Origin of the sequence: Staphylococcus felis (assembly GCF_003012915.1) — a bacterium.
Taxonomy (GTDB): Bacteria; Bacillota; Bacilli; order Staphylococcales; family Staphylococcaceae; genus Staphylococcus; species Staphylococcus felis.
The window spans coordinates 1,489,189-1,507,998 of the sequence record NZ_CP027770.1; the positions used below are offsets into that span (position 1 = coordinate 1,489,189).

Below are 18,810 nucleotides of genomic sequence, written 5' to 3' on the forward strand. Positions count from 1 at the left end.
AGGAGGATAACCATGTCAAGACAATGGGAAACACTTAAAGAATATAAAGAGATTAAATATGAATTTTTTGAAGGTATTGCAAAAGTGACGATTAATCGTCCTGAAGTGCATAATGCATTTACACCTAACACTGTTCAAGAAATGATTGATGCTTTTTCACGCGCGAGAGATGATGAGCGTATTGGCGTAATTATCTTAACAGGTGAAGGAGATAAAGCATTCTGTTCAGGTGGTGATCAAAAAGTTCGTGGACATGGTGGGTATGTTGGTGACGATCAAATACCTCGTCTTAATGTTTTGGATTTACAGCGTTTAATTCGTGTGATACCAAAACCTGTTATCGCGATGGTTAAAGGTTATGCTATCGGTGGTGGTAATGTACTCCAAGTTGTATGTGACTTAACAATTGCTGCTGATAATGCCCGATTTGGTCAAACTGGGCCAAAAGTAGGCTCATTTGATGCTGGATACGGTTCTGGTTATTTAGCACGTATCGTTGGTCACAAAAAAGCACGTGAAATTTGGTACTTATGTCGTCAATATGATGCGCAACAAGCATTAGAAATGGGTATGGCGAATACGGTTGTACCATTAGATAAAGTTGAAGATGAAACTGTTCAATGGTGTAAAGAAATCATGCAACATTCGCCAACTGCATTAAGATTCTTAAAAGCGGCTATGAACGCGGATACTGACGGTTTAGCAGGGTTACAACAATTTGCAGGGGATGCAACGTTGCTCTATTATACAACAGATGAAGCTAAAGAAGGTCGTGATGCGTTTAAAGAAAAACGTTCACCAGACTTTGATCAATTTCCAAAATTCCCATAAGCCTTATGCATTCAATTCACTATAGATAATAGAGCTATGAAAAGATCTTTGATGAAAGATTTTTTCATAGCTGTTTTTATATTCATAAAATGATAGAAAGCTTGGTTTAAAGTTGATAATCCATTCAACGACTACTATTTTGATAACTGCTTAAGATGAATATAACGTTTGAGTCGAGACATGCCTTCTTTTAAAGTTGCCATATCATATGCATACGATATACGTACAAAGCCTCTTCCAAATTCAGTAAAAGAAGATCCAGGCACCATTGCGACGCCCACTGTTTCAAGCACATCAACGCAAAATTGAAAGTCATCCACTTCAAACTTTTGAATATTTGGGAAGATATAAAATGCACCTTGTGGAATTGCCTCTATTTCAAACCCCATATCTGTTAAAGATTTAATTAAATAATCGCGTCTTTCGATGTAGGCCGCATTCATCGTTGTTGGAGCATCAATACCTTCATTTAGAGCCGCAATTGTCGCAATTTGAGCAGGCACGTTAGCACATATACAATTGTAAGCATGCATAAAAGTAAGCTGATTAATTAAATATTGAGGGCCTGAAAGGTAACCAATACGTAATCCAGTGGCTGAGTGTGATTTGCTCAATCCATTAATGAGTAAAAGTTGATCTTTGATACTCTGATAGCGCGCAAAAGAAACATGACGACTATGGAATGTGTTTTCTGCGTATATTTCATCACTAATAATAAAAATGGGTAATGTTTGTAGCACATTGACAAGTGATTCGACTTCATCTTGGTTCAGTGTCATACCTGTTGGATTTGATGGATAGTTTAATAATATTGCACGCGTTTTATTCGTCATATGCTTCTGAATTAAATCTGGAGTCACTTTAAATTGAGTCGCAGTCGTATCCATATAGACTGGTTGACCACCTAATGTTTGAATTAACGGGATATAACCGGCATAGACTGGACCAGGCACCAATATTTCATCTCCTGGATTGATAATACAACGTAAAGCAGTATCAAGTGCTTCAGAAGCGCCATTAGTTATAATAATTTCTTCAGGATGATAATCTACGTCAAATTGTTTGCGATAATAATCAGAAACTGCTTGGCGTGTTTCAAGTAAACCTTTGTTATGAGAATATGTTGTTTGATTATTTTGTATTGCTTGATGATAAGCTTCTTTCACTACAGATGGCATATCAAAGTCAGGCTGTCCTATAGTGAGATTAATGACATCATTCATCTTTTGAATTCTATTTGAGAATTGCCGAATACTCGGTGCTTTTAGGAAGCGAGATTGTGAGTTGAGTTCGAGTTTCATAAACACACATCCTTAACTGAGAATTATCTTTAAGCTTATCACAAAATTAGACCCTCTGCGCGAATTTTTAGAAAAATAATCTAAGTCAAGTATACCCTCCAAACAAAAAATACCCTTCAAAGTTGACATTGTAAAAATGAAAACTTTGAAGGGGTGACAGATACTTTATTTTATCAAGTGCTTTACGGTTGATAAGGTTTAAATGATGAAGGAGACTGCAAGTTAACGAATGGATTCGTCCATTTTGCGACAAAATTAGATGACCATAACAATACAATAATCAGGGACAATATAAAATTATAGATAAGGCTTAATAAAGGATGGTCCATAAATGGATAAATTTCATTTCCGCGAATAATGCCGATAAAAATACCATGTAGTAGGTAAACATACATCGTCCGAGATCCGATATAGGTAAATTTGTATTGCTTTTCTGGCATAAGATTTAGGAAAGCCATCATAGTAGCCAAAATAATTCCATATAAAATCAAGCGTTTGAGTGGACTTAATATAAGGTTTATACCTTGAATATTATCGTAAGAAGAGCTTGCTAATAACCATGATGAACTAATCGGATGAATATAATAAATGATGAAAAGTGTAACTAATATGATTATAGAAATAGGTACAAACTTTTTAAGACGTATATAATAGCTAAAATGATCATTTAATAAATACCCGATGTAGAAAATGGGAAAGAAAACAAGCGTTCGAGACCAACTTAAATAGCCACCCACATCAGTAGAGAACCCAGCTAATACAGCAATAAGAATGGCAATAGGTAATACGATATAAGGCTTGAAAGACCTAACAATGATGATAAAAACATTAAAAAAGAATAAAGATAGTAAAAACCATAACGCAAACACAGGATCAAAAGGATCTAAATCTAAAGAACTGTTTTTTCCAGTTATAAAGTAATAAGCAGAAAAAAAGGCAAAAAAGATAAGATATGGACCTAGTAATTTTTTCCCAACTTTTTCAATATAACCTGCTCGCCCTACATTATGTGCAAAGTAACCTGAAATGAGTATAAATGCAGGCATATGAAAACTATAAATTAATAAATAAAGAGCATTAATAAAAGGACTTGAATCGACGTAAGGCCTGATTAAATGTCCAAAGACAACTAAAAATATTAATCCGGCTCTTGCGTTATCAAAAAATGCATCTCTTTTTTTTATCTGCATCATAAAAGTGTAACTCCTTTTTTATACTTAAAATAAATGTAGTATAAACACTGTTATGAATGCAACGAAAAGCCACTTATGATAATGTATTGTTATATTTATGTAATATTAGAACAATATAAAAGATTTGTTCACTATATAAAAGGCACAGTAAAAGATAAAATTAAATGTAAAATATTAGCAAATATTCTCATTTTAGTCGATTTATGATAAATTGAAAGCTATATAGTACAAAAAAGAATTACATTTAAATTAATAGTAAGGGATATGAGGTTATGGCAAATAAAAGTTTTACTGGGCTAAAGAGACTTAAGAACCCTCCAAGATACTTGCCTGGTTTAGATGGACTGCGTGCCATTTCAGTGATAGGGATAATCATTTATCACCTTAACGCACAATGGCTATCAGGAGGTTTTCTTGGAGTTGATACATTTTTTGTCATTTCAGGCTATTTAATAACATCCTTATTAATGTTTGAATTTGAAAATTATGGACGCATCAATTTAGTGAATTTTTGGATTAAGCGATTTAAACGCTTAATTCCAGCAATGTTATTTGTGACAGCTTTTGCAGTAGTATATGTTTTAGCTTTTGAACATACATTATTAGAATCGATTAAAGGCGACGCTAAAGCGGCATTGCTTTACTATTCAAACTGGTGGTATATTTTTCAAGATGTTGATTATTTCGAACAGTTTAAACCGATGCCTTTAAAGCATTTATGGTCGCTTGCTGTAGAGGAACAATTTTATATTTTATATCCAATTATACTTATACTTATCTTAAAAATATTTAAATCACGTCAAAAAGTAATAATGACATTATTGATATTATCTATGATGTCAGCTATTTGGATGATAGTTGTATCGATGCTAGATACAAACCTTTCACGAGCATATTTTGGTACGGATACACGTTTGCAAACGTTATTATTAGGAGCAATATTTGCCTTTGTATGGCCTGCATTTAAGCTGAAAGCGAATCCCCCAAAGCTAGGACGAGCTTTTATAGATATGGTTGGAACTATAGCACTTACAGGTTTAATCGCTATATTTTGGTTTGTTAATGAAGAACAACAATGGCTCTACATGGGAGGATTTTATGTCATCTCACTCATTACATTAATAGTGATTGCGAGTAGTGTTCAGCCCAAAGGACTATTGGCCAAAGTATTATCAAATCCACTATTTGCGTATATTGGCAAAAGATCTTATAGTTTGTATTTATGGCACTATGTTATAGTAACGTTTATACATAAAAATTTTGTAGCTGGTCAATATCCATTTTATATGTACATGTTAGATGTCATGCTAACCTTTGTTATGGCTGAAATATCTTATCGGTATATCGAAACACCATTTAGACATTATGGCTGGCGTACTTTCTTTCAAAATCGTACATCAATGACATCTATGATTAGAACACCTGTGATTTTAATAGGCTTATCTTTATTGACGTTAACATTACTAGGGCAATTCGATAGTTTAGCTAAAACAGAACAAAAACAAACAGCTTATAAAACTGGAAAACATGAAAAAACAAATCCACCAAGTGATAAGAATGTATCAAGTAAAGAGAAAGAACGCTCTGCAAATGATTTTAAGCCTGAGGGTGAATCACCATTATTCATAGGAGACTCCCTTACAGTAGGGATGGGAAATTACTTGGATGAACACTATGATACCCCAACAATAGACGCGCGAGTAGGGCGGTCGATAGAGGAAGCGATTCAAGTAGCACCTCAATATGCCTCTTATAACCGAAAAGGTCAAGCTATTGTAATTCAAATAGGAACAAATGGGGATTTTAATGAAGAAGCGCTTCAAACGTTATTAAGCTATTTTGATAAAGCGAATGTTTATCTTATCAATACAACGGTACCACGATCATATCAAAGCCATGTGAATAAATTATTAGCAAAAGCTGCTAAAAAACATCAACATGTCGTTTTAGTGGATTGGCATCAAGTTGGTATTGGTCATACAGAATATTTTGCTTATGATGGTATACATCTAGAATATCCAGGTATTCAAAAATTAGTAGCAACTTTGGACGAGAAGATGTCAGAGCATCAAGGTCCAAAAGCGGAATAAGCCATATTGAAAAGTGCAAAAAAGAGTAGATGTGTATCAGAGATAATAGTAATGAATGTTTCATTTTAAAGGTTTGTTTTCTGCAATGATAGAAGGCAAGCCTTTTAATTTGGTTCTATAGTAAATCGGACTGGTGTATAAATATTTCATTTATTTGATTGTTCCATAAAGCCTCGCTTTTCTAGGCGCCTCACCTCAACTCATTTTAAGATTGAACTTACCCAATCTTAAAATGGATTTTCGGTTACGGCAAGATGCCTCAGAAGTCTTGGCTTAGGAAACAATCAAATTTGCTATATTTATTCACACCCCTAAGTTATAAAGTATGTTTTACCAACTCAATTTTACTGATTTATGTCGTATTAAAAGAGGCATTAATGTTCAAGACTTTATGATCACACAACGAAAAAGGAGTTAAGTAACCCATTATTGCATAACGCCTTAATTTAATGCGACCAGTCCAATTTGACTGAGCGCCTTTAATTTTATTTTGGCGACAATGCGTCTTTGAGGATTTGATAACGATGTTTATCATCATAGTAGGGCAAGGGGGCTATGAGGAGGTGTTGTTTACATGCATTGATGCATTTTTATCATTATTTAATCAAAAACCAGGCTGGGATACAAATATCTCGAAGTTTTCTTATAATGAGATGATTCATTCAATGACATGTATATAACGTAGTATTGTTGGCGAGACGCCTGAGGGAATAGGATGAGCGTCGAGACCAAGGCTCGACCCATCCCCTAGGAAATGCGAGCCAAACAATACGAATGATTGATAACAGAAAAGCGTAGAGGTGATTCATGATTGAACCATCTCTACGCTATTATTTTGGGATTGATATCCCAGACTCTTCCACTATACAAAAAGTTATTTATTTTTTGTAATTATCGATGTCAAAGTATTTACCTTTTTCACCAATTAAATCGTAAAATCCTTTAATTCGAGTTGCATTACTCTTTGCCCAGCTAATATCTGTAGCATATTGATGTGTAGCAGGATTTTGAGGGTTCCATCTCATACGGTATAGTGTGTTTTGTCCAACATCGATATAGCGCTCTCTAATAAACTGAGCTCCTCCGATAATTGCCTTACTTACTGTGTCCCAACCGTATCTTTCCGCTGCTTTAAAACCATTACGTAACGCATCTTGATCGTAAGCACCGATACCAAACATATTATAATATTTAACCTTGCCATTAGTGATAATATTATTGTTTTTATCAACATAGCCACCATTTGCTAACTTAGATGTTCCGTTACCTGTTTCTAAAAATGCATGTGAAATCAAGTAGATTTCGTTAATATTGTATTTTGAGGAAGCTTGTCTGAATGCTTCTCCTTGACCGGCAAGGATACCTTTACCTGCTAATAGTTTATTTAACTGACTAGCACTTAGTCCTTGAGATTGATCGAGTTTTAAAAATTGATACATTTGTGTTGGATCTTTAGCAGATTTTGTAGTATCCATAGCTTGGCGTGTTTCGTCAAGTGTTGCATCTTCCCATGTCCCTGGTGTGTGTTGTGTTTGTGGCTTTGGTGTAAGCGCATATTGTTTTTTCAATGCTTCATTCAATGTAAGTGGTGATTGATAATAGTGAACTAAAATTGAACGTAAGTCACTTGCTTTAAGCCACGCATTCCTACCATCATTGAAATGGCCATAGTACCAAGTAATACCTTGAGCTAATTTACTTTGTTGAATTGTAAAAAGCGTTTCAAAATAACTCGATAATGAACCAAGTTTTGTTTTGTTATCTGGTTTAGCGTAATAATAACCTTTTTTATTTGTTACAAAGTAATCTTCTTTAAGATTTGATTTTGCCGTTGTATTGCTAGGTGTAGTAGCAGTACGTAATGATGATGGTTTTGATGCTGTTGATTTTGGTGATACATCTTTTGCATTAATCCAGCCTGTTTTTTTGTTTACATTACCGAATAAGTATGTCATATCGCCTACGTTTACTTTTTTCGTTGCTGTAAACAAATTGTTGGTTAAGTTACGTAGAGTATCAATACGTTGTTTAGATGTACCCCAAGGTACTGCATATAAGCCACCATTTTGAGAATGAACCGTATATTGACCACTGATTTTTTGTTCTTTACTTAATGATTTTGTGTTAACATCGCTCGCTTTAAACCATCCAAGTGGTGTGTTGCCACTTTGCAATAATACATAGTTATCATTGTTCAGTGAAGCTTCTTTAACAACTTTATAGGCTTTGTCATTGTATCGAGATGTATCTTTAGATTGTTGATCATAAACAGATGTTTTCATTCCAGATGTTGACGGATGAACTTGTCCCATTTTTGATACTGCTTTTGTTACAAGTGATGAAGCAGTTGATGCTGAAAGTTTATTTTGATTAACCCAGCCAGATATATTTTTCACTTTACCAAACACATAAATAGCATTACCTATTTGTCTTTGTTGACTTGCTGTAAATATTTGAGAACCTTGACCAGACACAGTTCCAGCGACTTGTCTAGATGTGCCCCAAGGAACTTGATAAAGTTTTGTGCCACTTGGGATTGTGTACACTTTATGATGCGCTGTTGCTGGTTTAGTTGTGCGATAATCAACGTCAGACTGTTTTACCCATCCAATATTTGTACCTGTCGCATAGTCGGAAACTAAATAAAACGCTTTATCGTCTAACTTCGCTTTTTTACTTACGTTTAAAGTGAGGTTAGTTGAACGTGTTGTTTTACCTGCTTGATCATAAACTGACGCGTAAAGGCCACCATTTGTTGATTTAATTCGACCTACACCAGTATCTGTTGTAACCTTCAAAGCACTTGATTGCGGTGTCGTTTTTTGTACAGTATTAGCTGAATTAATCCAACCTGTTAATTTACCAACTGTTCCGTATAACCACTGAGTGCCACCAACGACTTGAGATTTGGTTGCTTTCAATGTTTGATTTGACGTTGCGTGAGTTGTACCAAGAACTTGAGATTTTGTCCCCCAAGGCACACTATAGACAACTGTTTTCGGCTTTACTTGATAGCTATGATTGATACTTTTCACGCCTTGAGCTACTTGATATGTTGCGTCTCCAGTTTTCACCCAACCGAGTAAAGCATTTGTCTTTGCATCAGATGCAAGATAAAAGTTTTGGCCATTTAGGCTTGCTTTTTTAGTGACTTTTAAAGTTTGATTAGTTGCGCGGGTTGATTTACCTGCTTGATCATATACAGTTGTATATAAGCCACTATTTTTAGTATTAATACGTAAATAGCCAGTATTAGCACTCACTGACAACTTGCTTTGAGATGACCCAGTCGATGGTGTGCTAGGCGTTGTTGAGCCAGTAGAGTAAGCAGGGGAAGCTAACCCCATTTTAACTTGATATTTTTCATTAATAAGATCGTATAATTCATCATAACTATAACCATGTGCACGTAAATAGCCATGTGGATCAACATGATCTGTACCACCAAGCCATTGAGAAACAGCATTATGTGTCCATACTGTACCACGACCATCGTTTTCAGCACTATCCGGCTTAAGTCCATAATATTGTAAGTTTGTGGCAGCATAATCAGCCATGTTATTCATTTGGCGTGCAAATGAATTAGAATCATGAACGTGTACAAGTTCAATATGAATATAGCGTTCATTAGCAATAGGTCCTGCACCCCAAGCTAGATAGTCAGTTGGCTGTGTTTCGACAATGCGTTGACCATCAATAAAGCCATGAACAAATGCACTTTGATAATTCCTTTTCATATAACTAATTTCATCGTTAATTGTGGAACGATCATTTGCTGTATCATGAATAATGATGCCTTCAGGTTTGCCCACTCCATTACGGTACCCGTATTTAGGGAAGTAAGATGAATAGTCTTCTTCATAACGAGGTACACTGAACTTCTGTTTACGGATGTAATCATTAATTTTAGACTTTACTTTAGGTTGATAAGCTGCAGGTCGATTTGAATTCATAGCATAAGCTACTGGTTTGCTTGTCGTTGCTGAACGAAAAGCAGTCCCGCTTGTTGGTATTCTTTTTTCAGCTGCAGTTTCTGTTGTTTTAGCTTGATTACTTGAGATGTTTTTGGGTTGTTGTACTGACTTTGCAACAGGTTGTTGAGTTGATTGAACTTGTTTTGTTGATGTAGGTTGAGTTGCTTTAGATTGTTCGACTGCTTGAGCACTGTCTTTAAGTTGAGCATCAGTATTTTGATTCACAGCTTGAGCTGCATCGGTTTGAGTATTGTCTTTAGACTGAGTGTCTGCATTTTGATTTACAACTTGAGCTGCATCGGTTTGAGTATTGTCTTTAGACTGAGTGTCTGCATTTTGATTTACAACTTGAGCTGCATCAGTTTGAGTGTTGTCTTTAGATTGAGTATCTGCATTTTGATTCACAGCTTGAGTTGCATCGGATTGAGTATTGTCTTCAGATTGAGAATCAGTATTTTGATTAGTAACTGGAGTTGTATTTGCTTTAGTATTATCAGTAGCTTGATTTTCTTGAAGGCTATTATACTCAGCTTCAGGAACTTCTGCTTCACTATGTGTGTCTATTGAATTTGTTTGTTCCTGAGATGTATTGTCATTGACTGATGAATCCTCTGTATCAAACAGTACGATTTCATCAGGTGTACTTTGTCCAGATGGAGAATCTTGGTCAAGTGTTTGAACTTGAGTTGGGTCTTTGTATTGCTGTGTACTCACGACACCTTGTTGTGAAGACGTGACATCACTTTTTGTTTGTTCAGCTTGATCTAATGATGTTTGGTCATCTAGAACGTTTTGTGGTGTTGCTTGTGATGTTGAGTTTTGTTCAGCTGCATCAGCATTGTGTGCTGTAATACCTGCACCTGCTAATGTTAAGGCAATGATAGAGGATGTCTTATACCCGATTTTTTTAGCCATTTCATTTCTCCTTTAAATTATAATATTATAAGTTGATTACTATAAGTATAATATTTAAGGAAGTAAAAATGGGTAATTTAATTAGATTGTAATTTAACTTTAATAATCGTTTGCTGTATAGTTATCTATTATGCATTAAAAGTTTAATTATTAATTTATAATTTTACTGATTTTTTTCATGTGATAATGCGGAATGCCTGCATCTATAAAAATATCTCCATCAATATGATATCCCAACTTCTCATAAAATGGTACGGCATGTAATTGTGCGCCTAATTTAAAATGATGATAGCCTTTTGCGGTAGCATCCTTTTCGAGTGTTTGCATGAGTAATTGACCTATATTTTGTCTACGTTGAGCTGGCATAACAGCGACGCGTTCAACTTTAACGATATTATTTACAAGTCGGTAGCGCGCAGTGGCAATAGGTGAGTGGTTATCATCATAACCGACAATATATTGACATTTATCTTCATATTGATCAATTTCTTCTGCTTTGCTGACGCCTTGTTCTTCAATAAATACTTTTTTTCTGATGTATAGTGCATCACGATAAATGGAGCGGTTAGTGCCTACTTTGAACATTGAAATCCCTCATTTATATTGTTGATTTTAATGGAAAATTTATAAAAAAAGAGTGATTGGGAGATAAAGCAAGTTGTATTTGGAAAAACCGATAAACGGTGTCCCAAATACTTTAATGCTTTAAACCAAGGTCACTCGAGTGAAAATATATTTGTTATTAAAATGCATTTTGGCGAACAATTGCAGTATATTGCCAGAAAATACGCATTTGCACCAAATTCCAGTTATTAAGTCCCATCGCATACCCAGAAGGTGTGAAAATATTGACATTAGTAACTTCTAATGCGGCAGCAACAAGGTATTGAATAGGTACACTTAATTTTTGCATTTCTTCAGTTAATCCCTTTTCATCGTAGACCCATGAAAAGGGTAAAGGTGATTTGAAAACATCAATAGCATCGAATATTTCAGGTAATGCTACAATGTAACAAGCCCCATTTAAAACAGGGTTTGTTTCGCTGTCGTTGTAAAAGAGGAGTAGCGCTTCATAATTTTCACGATGCTGATGATTAACATAAAAAAGCTCACCACGAAAGTGTGCCATATCTTTACTGTGGATGATTTGCTGTTCGAGCATTGAAAACATTCCATTAATGCGCTTAATCTTTTCAACTGTCAATGACATAGTAAGCCTCCTTTAAAAGCTAATAAAATTCATTAGTATTTGTTTCTGGATACGAATTAGGTTCTACGGTACTATTTTGAGATTGTTCAGGAATCGTATTTGGATTTTGAGTCGTATTTATATCTGGGTTAGAGGTGTCTTGACCATTGTCCAAAGATTCTTCACTTGATATACTACCAGGCTCTGACTCACCTTCATTTGATGTATCAGGTTGATGTGTGTCATCTAAAAGAAAAGATGGAATATCAACAAGTGGTGGGATTTCACCATAAGTTGTTTTGATCCGTTCAGTTAAATACTCATTATTATTTGTAATAGGACTTAAACCTAAATCTTTTCGTAATAAATTTGATGTTTTGATTAAATCGTCAATATTAGGATTAATATAGTATATACCGTTTAATAATTCATTATCTCCTTTAAGTTGTTGAGATTCAATATCTACATCACTAACTAAATACTGAATGGCTAGAGTGCGTATTTCTTTAAATGATAAATTATGCCTAGCGTTATCTCCTACAATTTCAATAATATCATCTAGTTTATGAAGGGATTCTGTTTTTTGAGCTTTTTGGAACAGTGCTTTTAAAATTTCCATTTGCCTTTGACCACGTTTTAAATCAGAGTCTTGCTTACGTGTTCTAGCGACAGCTAACACTTCGTCTCCATTAAGTTGTTGTCTTCCTTTTTTGAGTTTAATTCTTCCTTCGTCCATTGTATTTGGCTCATTTAGATCATAAGGAACATCAAATTCAATGCCTCCCAATTCATCAACAGCAGCAGCAAAAGCTTCCATATTAATGCGGATATAGTAATCAACCGGTACATTTAAAGTAGATTCGACGCTATCCATTGAAGCTTCTGGTCCACCGTATGCATGTGCGTGTGTAATTTTATCGTAGTAGTTAACTTGTGGAATGTAACTTAATGTGTCACGCGGTATACTTAATAAGCGTATTTTTTTAGTATCGGGATTCAATGTTGATAAAATCATAGCATCAGTTCTAGCATTTTCTACACTTTGACCATTTTGACGACGCGATTCATTATCATCAATCCCTAAAAATAAAATAGAGACAGGATCTTTGGAAATATCTACATTTGCATTGCGTAAGTGTGATTGGCGATGTTCAGTATCAGAAAATGAATGGTCAAAAGCAGACTTTGATGAATTAAACAAGATTATTACATAAATTGCAGGAACAATAACTAACATGAGTGACAGTAGGTATAATGATGCTTTAAACGCCTTATTCATGATTCATTGCTCCTCAGTATGGTTCTTTAGAATGAAATCAAATGAGACCTAAAAATGAATGAAATAGAGTTAAAACATTAAGTGGAATAAATAAAAAAACAAAAATCACCTTTCTTTATCATGTAGTAGAAAAATGACAAATGATTTTTGTAAACTCTATAACTTTGTCTCGATTTCAACTTATTGCTAGTCTCCAATATTATAGTGCTTGCTTGCATGAAATTATAGCTTAATTATTTTGGTATTGTCAATTTTTTAACAGTATAAAGTGTCTATAATAAGTTACACGAAACACTATTGATACATCGACAAAAATCTCCCAATTTATATGATTATAATGAAGAAAGTATGACAAAAAGAACAATATCAAATAAATATAAATGCATAGATATGTTTGATACGAATGAATCATGTATAATAAGAGGTGAATCGGGGCTAAGACATTTTACAAATTGAATATAAAATATACTGTTTTGTCGAGCCCATAGCTTTTACCTGAGAATTAAGATTATAACTATTGTTTTCATACGAACTAAAAAGCCAGACAAATCTTAAACTCAGTGACAGTTGATAAGGAAGGTGTTATAAATATGGAAGAAAATTGGAAAGCTTATTTAGAAGAGAGTTTAGTTAAAGACTTTTATGATTTGCAAAATGAAGAAGAACGTAAAGCAGCGTTTCAAGATACGTTAAAGTTTGGTACGGCAGGAATACGAAGTACATTTGGATTAGGACCAGGGCGTTTAAATAAATTTACAATACGCAAAGTGGCATTAGGTTTAGCTAGATATCTAAAAGCAGAGCATGCGCATCCAACTGTTGTGATTCACTTTGATACTAGATTCCTTTCTCAGGAATTTGCCTATGAAATTGCAAGTGTACTGGCTACGAATGAGGTAAAGGCGATCGTATCAGAAAGTTATAAATCTACTCCTGAACTTTCTTTTGCAGTACGCTATTTGAAAGCTGATGCGGGTGTAATGATTACTGCAAGCCACAATCCAAGCCACTATAATGGTATCAAAGTTTACGGAAGAGATGGCGGGCAACTACTTACTGACCCTTCAGAAATTTTAAGTAAATATATTAATGAAATAGAATCTCCCCTTACTATTGAAGTGGATGAGATCGAAGTGTTAAAAGATCGAGGATATATCCAAACTTTAAGTAGTGAAGTAACAGAAGCATACAAGGAAGGGGTTAAGGCTCTCGTAGGACCTATTACGGATTATGGTGAAAAGGTCGTCTTAACCAGTCTACATGGTACGAGCTTACCTATAGGGGCACAATTACTTGATGAACTAGGCTTTGAGAATTATGTCATTGAAGAAGAACAATCACGTCCAGACGGGCGCTTTCCTACAGTTAAAAGTGCTAATCCTGAGGAAGAGGAAGCATTTTCGTATAGTCAGCGTCTAGCCGAAGAAGTGGATGCATCATTGATGATTGCGACTGATCCAGATGCCGATCGATTTGGATTTGTCGAGCGTTATGCAGATGGTACAACACGTTATTTTACTGGTAACGAAATAGGGCTACTTTTAATGAAATTACGCTTTCAAGAGTTACAACAGCAAGCAACAAATCAATTTTTTATGATTAAATCGATTGTAACAGGTGCATTAGGAGAGGCGCTTGCACGTGCATTAAATATTGAAGTAGTAAATGTACTTACTGGATTTAAATATATATCTGAACAATTGAAATTGCGTGAAGCAAAAGATCAACAACTTATATTGGCTTATGAAGAAAGCCATGGTTATCTTGTGAAAGATTTATCAAGAGACAAAGATGCAATTCAGTTTATACCGCTTTTAGTAAAATACAAACAAACGCTAAGTCAAAATGGTTTGACATTTAAAGATGTACTTGAAGATATTTACCAGCAAATCGGTCGCTATCGAGATGTTACATTATCGCCAACATATGAAGGTGCAGCAGGCCAACAGAAGATTATTGAAATTATGAATCATTTTAGAAATGACACAAGTGATTCACTTTTAGGCTTAAAGATAAAAACGAAAGAAGATTATTTATCTAGTAGCATAAAAGATTATGAAAATAACTGTGAAAGAAAATTAGAATTACCCCAAGCAGACGTTTTGAGATTTACATTTGAAGAAGGTTTTATTGCTTTAAGACCATCAGGTACGGAGCCGAAAATTAAAGTATATTTCTCTTTAAATGCAGATCAATTTGATGAGATTGTTGCAGCATTTCAAACTCAATTTTTGTCATAGTAGCTTTAGAGAACACACAGAATAAATGAAGAAACGATAAAGAGCAGATACCCTAGATGATGATAGTCAGGGTGTCTGCTTTTTAATGTTCTATCAACTTCAGATAAAAGCAAAACATTAAAAAAATGTAAATTTTATTAAGTGATTGTATAACAAAGCATAAGAATATGTAAATGATATAATAATTAGCTGTTTTTAATTGAAATTTCAAAAGATATACTTAAAAATTAATATAGACTTAACAATAACTGAATTCAAAGTGAGTGATATTGTTTTTAATGATACTCAAAGTATCAATAAGTCAGATGGGTTTTATGAGCATCTCATAACAGTGAATTCAAGTAAAAAATTTTTAAAGTGTGTGTGAATGGTTTAATAATTTTTGAAAATCAATGAACTGTCTGATGTTTGAAAAGATGTTGTCATAAAACGAAAGTTGATATTTAGCTAAGTGTAAAACAAATAAAGAAAAGGGTGTATCAAAGTGAAATTAACTACGGTAGGATTAGGTTATATTGGTTTACCAACTTCAATTATGTTCGCTAAACATGGCGTAGATGTTCATGGTGTGGATGTGAATCAAAAAGCAGTTGAAAGGCTTAATGCAGGACATATACATATAGAAGAACCTGGTCTACAAGAAATGTATGAAGAGGTTATTGAAACAGGTAAATTTAAAGCCTCGTTAGAACCAGCCGAAGCGGATGCATTTATTATCGCAGTACCGACTCCAAACAATGATGATCAATATGAATCGTGTGATATTTCAATTGTGATGGCTGCAACAAAAAGTATTATACCTTATTTGAAAAAAGGCAATACTGTTATCGTAGAATCAACAATAGCCCCACGTACAATGGATGATCATGTCAAGCCGTTTATTGAGTCTCAAGGTTTTACAGTAGGAGAAGATATCTATTTAGTACATTGTCCAGAGCGTGTACTCCCTGGAAAAATTTTAGATGAATTAATCAATAACAATCGTATTATTGGAGGCATTACTCAAAATTGCGTCGAAGCAGGTAAGCGTGTCTATAGTACATTTGTTAAAGGAGAAATGATTGAAACGGATGCAAGAACAGCTGAAATGAGTAAATTGATGGAGAACACATATCGTGATTTGAATATTGCATTAGCAAATGAAATCGCAAAAATTAGCAATAACCTCAATATCAATGTACTAGATGTTATTGAGATGGCGAACAAGCATCCTCGTGTTAACATCCATCTTCCAGGACCAGGTGTAGGGGGGCATTGCTTAGCAGTGGATCCTTATTTTATTATTGCTAAAGATCCAGAGCATTCTCCATTAATCCAAACTGGACGCCAAGTGAACCGTTCTATGCCGGCATATGTAGTTGAAAAAACCAAAAACATATTAAAAGACTTAGATGCACATAAAGTCACTGTATTTGGACTCACATATAAAGGAGACGTAGATGATATACGCGAATCACCAGCATTCGATATATATGAATTACTAAAGCAAGAAGAACATCTTGAAGTTGTAGCGTACGATCCACACGTTGATATGGATTTTGTTGAAAAAGACATTAAAAAAGCTGTCGACAATTCATCGCTTGTTTTAGTTTTGAGCGATCATTCAGAATTTAAAACATTAACAGACCAACATTTTGAAACGATGCAAGATCCAATTGTTTTTGATACTAAAAATATCATGCGAAATGATTTTAACAAGGTAAAATATTATAATTATGGTAACTTATACGAGTTTGACAATAAGTGAGAAATATTTATAGATAGTAGGTCATAATGTGAAATCTTTATTTGTAATTTTACATGAGCAAATATCAAACTGGAAAACAATTATTCAACTTGCTGTATATAATATGAAAAGTCAATATTCCAACCACTATTTAGGAGTTTTTTGGAATATTCTACAACCTCTAATGCAAGTAGGCGTCTATTATTTAATATTTGGCTTAGGGCTAAGAGGTGGTGGAGATAGATTAGTAGATGGGGCTCCGTTTATTATTCACTTGATATCAGGTTTGTTTCCTTGGCTGTTTATTTCTCAAAGTATTAATCAAGGAGCTAACGCAATACAAGCTAATTTAGGCTTAGTGACTAAAATGAAATTTCCTTCATCAGTACTATTGTCGATATCTTTTACGAATACACTATTTAATTTATGTTTTATGACGAGTATTTTATTTGTAATATCACTTATTCAAGGATATGTACCTTTATGGAAATATTTATTATTTATTTATTTTATTATAGCTGCATTTCCAGCAATTTTTGGTATTTCACTTTTAATGAGCTCGCTCGTCATTGTAGTGAGGGATACTAAAAATTTACTGCAAAACATTTTAAGATTAGGTTTTTTTATGACACCTATCTTCTGGGGGATTCAATCCGTGCAACCTGTTTTGCAACATATTGCACGTCTTAATCCATTCACATATTTAGTTGAAATATATCGAAGTGTTTTTGTGCATTCATCACCAATCTTATATGGAAGCTTTGCAGATCACTTTTATTATTGGATGTTTACATTATTCATATTAACTTTAGGAGCTATGGTACATGAAAGGTTTAAAAATAGATTGTTAGATTTCTTATAGAAAAGAGGATTTTATGAAAGGTAGCGTATTATTAATTAGCCAAAACTTTTATCCAGAACTTGGATCAGCTGCTAATAGAATGAAAAAACTATTTGAACAACTTGATCAAAATGGATACAGCCCAGTTATTGTAACTACAGAGCCTTCATATCCAAATATAGAGTTATTTAAATCAGATCAGTACTTTAATGATGAATACTTAAATAGCTTAGAAAACCATAGAATCCATCGTATTAAGATGAGGTTTCAAAAACAGCATCCTAGTTTACTATTTCGATTGCTATATTATATAGAATTAATGATTAAAATAAGATTCTATTTGAAAAAAGCTCAAAAATTTCAAAATATAATTGTAACAAGCCCCAATATATTTTTGGCATGGGCAACGTTATTTTTAAAAAAGAACCGAAATGCGAAATATTTTTTAGAGATTAGAGATTTGTGGCCAGATAGTTTTTTAGATTTAACAAAGAATAAACTCAATGGAATTCGTCCTATCTTAAAATGGCTTGAAAAAAAGATGTACAAACAAGCTGATGAAATTATAATCAATAATCCATACTTTGAAACACATATCAATCAACTATTGGGTAAACAAAAGCAATATTTATATTTGCCGAATGCATTTACAAAAGACGAATGCAGATGTAATGAAAAGTTAGAAGATTTTTCAGTCATTTACACTGGCAACATAGGTTATGCTCAAGATGTAAATCAGCTTATAGATATAGCCAAACATTTAAATCAAAAAGGAATTCAATTTTCAGCTGTTGTATATGGTGTTCATGCGAATCGTTTTCGTAAATTTGTTAAGGATGAAAACTTAAAATATGTACATCTCATTCCACCTATGAAGAGGGAAGAATGCCTCAATTTAATTTCAAAGCATCACGTTTCTCTATCAATCTTGAAGCAAACACGCGTCTTTATGAATGTTATGCCTGGTAAAGTGATAGACAGTATATCTTGTTATACACCGATTGTTGCAAATTTAGGTGGTGATACATGTCAGTTAATTAATGACAACCATATTGGGTATTCCAAAGAAAATGCGACTACAGATGAAATTGTGAATTATATTGAGCTATTAAAAAAGGATAAAAAACGATTATCAGAGACTATAAAAAATACAAAGGGTGTAAGTGAGAATCAATTTATTTGGGAAAAAAACATTACAAAGTTAATCAAAGTTTTAAGAGGTGGTTAGTTG

The 18,810-nt window shown here is 33.9% G+C and carries 12 protein-coding genes; 6 read left to right on the forward strand and 6 right to left on the reverse strand.

Annotated elements, in window-relative coordinates; genetic code table 11:
* Positions 1 to 12 precede the first annotated feature (12 nt).
* The gene (gene menB / locus C7J90_RS06980) at positions 13 to 831 is read left to right on the forward strand and encodes a 1,4-dihydroxy-2-naphthoyl-CoA synthase (protein WP_103209784.1); all 819 of its coding nucleotides are present in this window, start codon (positions 13 to 15) and stop codon (positions 829 to 831) included.
* 134 nt (positions 832 to 965) lie between these two features.
* Here the strand turns inward: menB and C7J90_RS06985 are convergent, their stop codons facing one another.
* Together C7J90_RS06985 and C7J90_RS06990 are read right to left on the reverse strand one after the other, a co-directional pair.
* Positions 966 to 2,132, reverse strand: coding sequence for an aminotransferase class I/II-fold pyridoxal phosphate-dependent enzyme (locus tag C7J90_RS06985; protein WP_103209783.1), 1,167 nt, complete (start codon positions 2,130 to 2,132; stop codon positions 966 to 968).
* 182 nt (positions 2,133 to 2,314) lie between these two features.
* On the reverse strand, positions 2,315 to 3,325 hold the full coding sequence (locus C7J90_RS06990) for an acyltransferase family protein (protein ID WP_103209781.1): 1,011 nt from the start codon (positions 3,323 to 3,325) through the stop codon (positions 2,315 to 2,317).
* A gap of 272 nt (positions 3,326 to 3,597) precedes the next feature.
* Here C7J90_RS06990 and C7J90_RS06995 point away from each other — a divergent pair, with 272 nt between their 5' ends.
* Complete coding sequence (locus C7J90_RS06995; RefSeq protein WP_103208150.1) at positions 3,598 to 5,415, forward strand: acyltransferase family protein; 1,818 nt, start codon at positions 3,598 to 3,600, stop codon at positions 5,413 to 5,415.
* A gap of 878 nt (positions 5,416 to 6,293) precedes the next feature.
* Here the strand turns inward: C7J90_RS06995 and C7J90_RS07000 are convergent.
* The 4 genes from C7J90_RS07000 to C7J90_RS07015 form a co-directional block, all read right to left on the reverse strand.
* On the reverse strand, positions 6,294 to 10,304 hold the full coding sequence (locus tag C7J90_RS07000) for a glucosaminidase domain-containing protein (RefSeq protein ID WP_103208152.1): 4,011 nt from the start codon (positions 10,302 to 10,304) through the stop codon (positions 6,294 to 6,296).
* Between the two features lie 150 nt (positions 10,305 to 10,454).
* On the reverse strand, positions 10,455 to 10,889 hold the full coding sequence (locus tag C7J90_RS07005) for a GNAT family N-acetyltransferase (protein ID WP_103210273.1): 435 nt from the start codon (positions 10,887 to 10,889) through the stop codon (positions 10,455 to 10,457).
* A 157-nt stretch (positions 10,890 to 11,046) separates the two neighbouring features.
* A complete protein-coding gene (locus C7J90_RS07010; protein WP_103210271.1) occupies positions 11,047 to 11,514 on the reverse strand; it encodes a DUF2538 family protein in 468 nt (155 codons plus the stop codon).
* Positions 11,515 to 11,533: 19 nt separating this feature from the next.
* Entirely contained in the window at positions 11,534 to 12,772 is a 1,239-nt protein-coding gene (locus C7J90_RS07015; RefSeq protein ID WP_103210269.1) for an LCP family protein, read from the reverse strand.
* Positions 12,773 to 13,362: 590 nt separating this feature from the next.
* Here C7J90_RS07015 and C7J90_RS07020 point away from each other — a divergent pair.
* The 4 genes from C7J90_RS07020 to C7J90_RS07035 all read left to right on the forward strand — a co-directional run bounded on the left by C7J90_RS07020 (position 13,363) and on the right by C7J90_RS07035 (position 18,807).
* Positions 13,363 to 15,012: a phospho-sugar mutase gene (locus C7J90_RS07020; protein WP_103210267.1), complete on the forward strand. Its 1,650-nt coding sequence runs from the start codon at positions 13,363 to 13,365 to the stop codon at positions 15,010 to 15,012.
* A 484-nt stretch (positions 15,013 to 15,496) separates the two neighbouring features.
* Positions 15,497 to 16,759: a nucleotide sugar dehydrogenase gene (locus tag C7J90_RS07025; RefSeq protein WP_103210708.1), complete on the forward strand. Its 1,263-nt coding sequence runs from the start codon at positions 15,497 to 15,499 to the stop codon at positions 16,757 to 16,759.
* Between the two features lie 28 nt (positions 16,760 to 16,787).
* Positions 16,788 to 17,600 carry an ABC transporter permease gene (locus C7J90_RS07030; protein WP_106465121.1) on the forward strand — a complete coding sequence of 271 codons (813 nt, stop codon included), beginning with the start codon at positions 16,788 to 16,790 and terminating at the stop codon, positions 17,598 to 17,600.
* Between the two features lie 13 nt (positions 17,601 to 17,613).
* Entirely contained in the window at positions 17,614 to 18,807 is a 1,194-nt protein-coding gene (locus C7J90_RS07035; protein WP_106465122.1) for a glycosyltransferase family 4 protein, read from the forward strand.
* The last annotated feature ends 3 nt before the right edge of the window (positions 18,808 to 18,810 follow it).

Bases quoted from the DNA above. Each gene is read 5' to 3' on its own strand.
- menB (WP_103209784.1), top strand. From the start codon at position 13: ATGTCAAGACAATGGGAAACACTTAAAGAATATAAAGAGATTAAATAT.
- C7J90_RS06985 (WP_103209783.1), bottom strand. From the start codon at position 2,132: ATGAAACTCGAACTCAACTCACAATCTCGCTTCCTAAAAGCACCGAGT.
- C7J90_RS06990 (WP_103209781.1), bottom strand. From the start codon at position 3,325: ATGATGCAGATAAAAAAAAGAGATGCATTTTTTGATAACGCAAGAGCC.
- C7J90_RS06995 (WP_103208150.1), top strand. From the start codon at position 3,598: ATGGCAAATAAAAGTTTTACTGGGCTAAAGAGACTTAAGAACCCTCCA.
- C7J90_RS07000 (WP_103208152.1), bottom strand. From the start codon at position 10,304: ATGGCTAAAAAAATCGGGTATAAGACATCCTCTATCATTGCCTTAACA.
- C7J90_RS07005 (WP_103210273.1), bottom strand. From the start codon at position 10,889: ATGTTCAAAGTAGGCACTAACCGCTCCATTTATCGTGATGCACTATAC.
- C7J90_RS07010 (WP_103210271.1), bottom strand. From the start codon at position 11,514: ATGTCATTGACAGTTGAAAAGATTAAGCGCATTAATGGAATGTTTTCA.
- C7J90_RS07015 (WP_103210269.1), bottom strand. From the start codon at position 12,772: ATGAATAAGGCGTTTAAAGCATCATTATACCTACTGTCACTCATGTTA.
- C7J90_RS07020 (WP_103210267.1), top strand. From the start codon at position 13,363: ATGGAAGAAAATTGGAAAGCTTATTTAGAAGAGAGTTTAGTTAAAGAC.
- C7J90_RS07035 (WP_106465122.1), top strand. From the start codon at position 17,614: ATGAAAGGTAGCGTATTATTAATTAGCCAAAACTTTTATCCAGAACTT.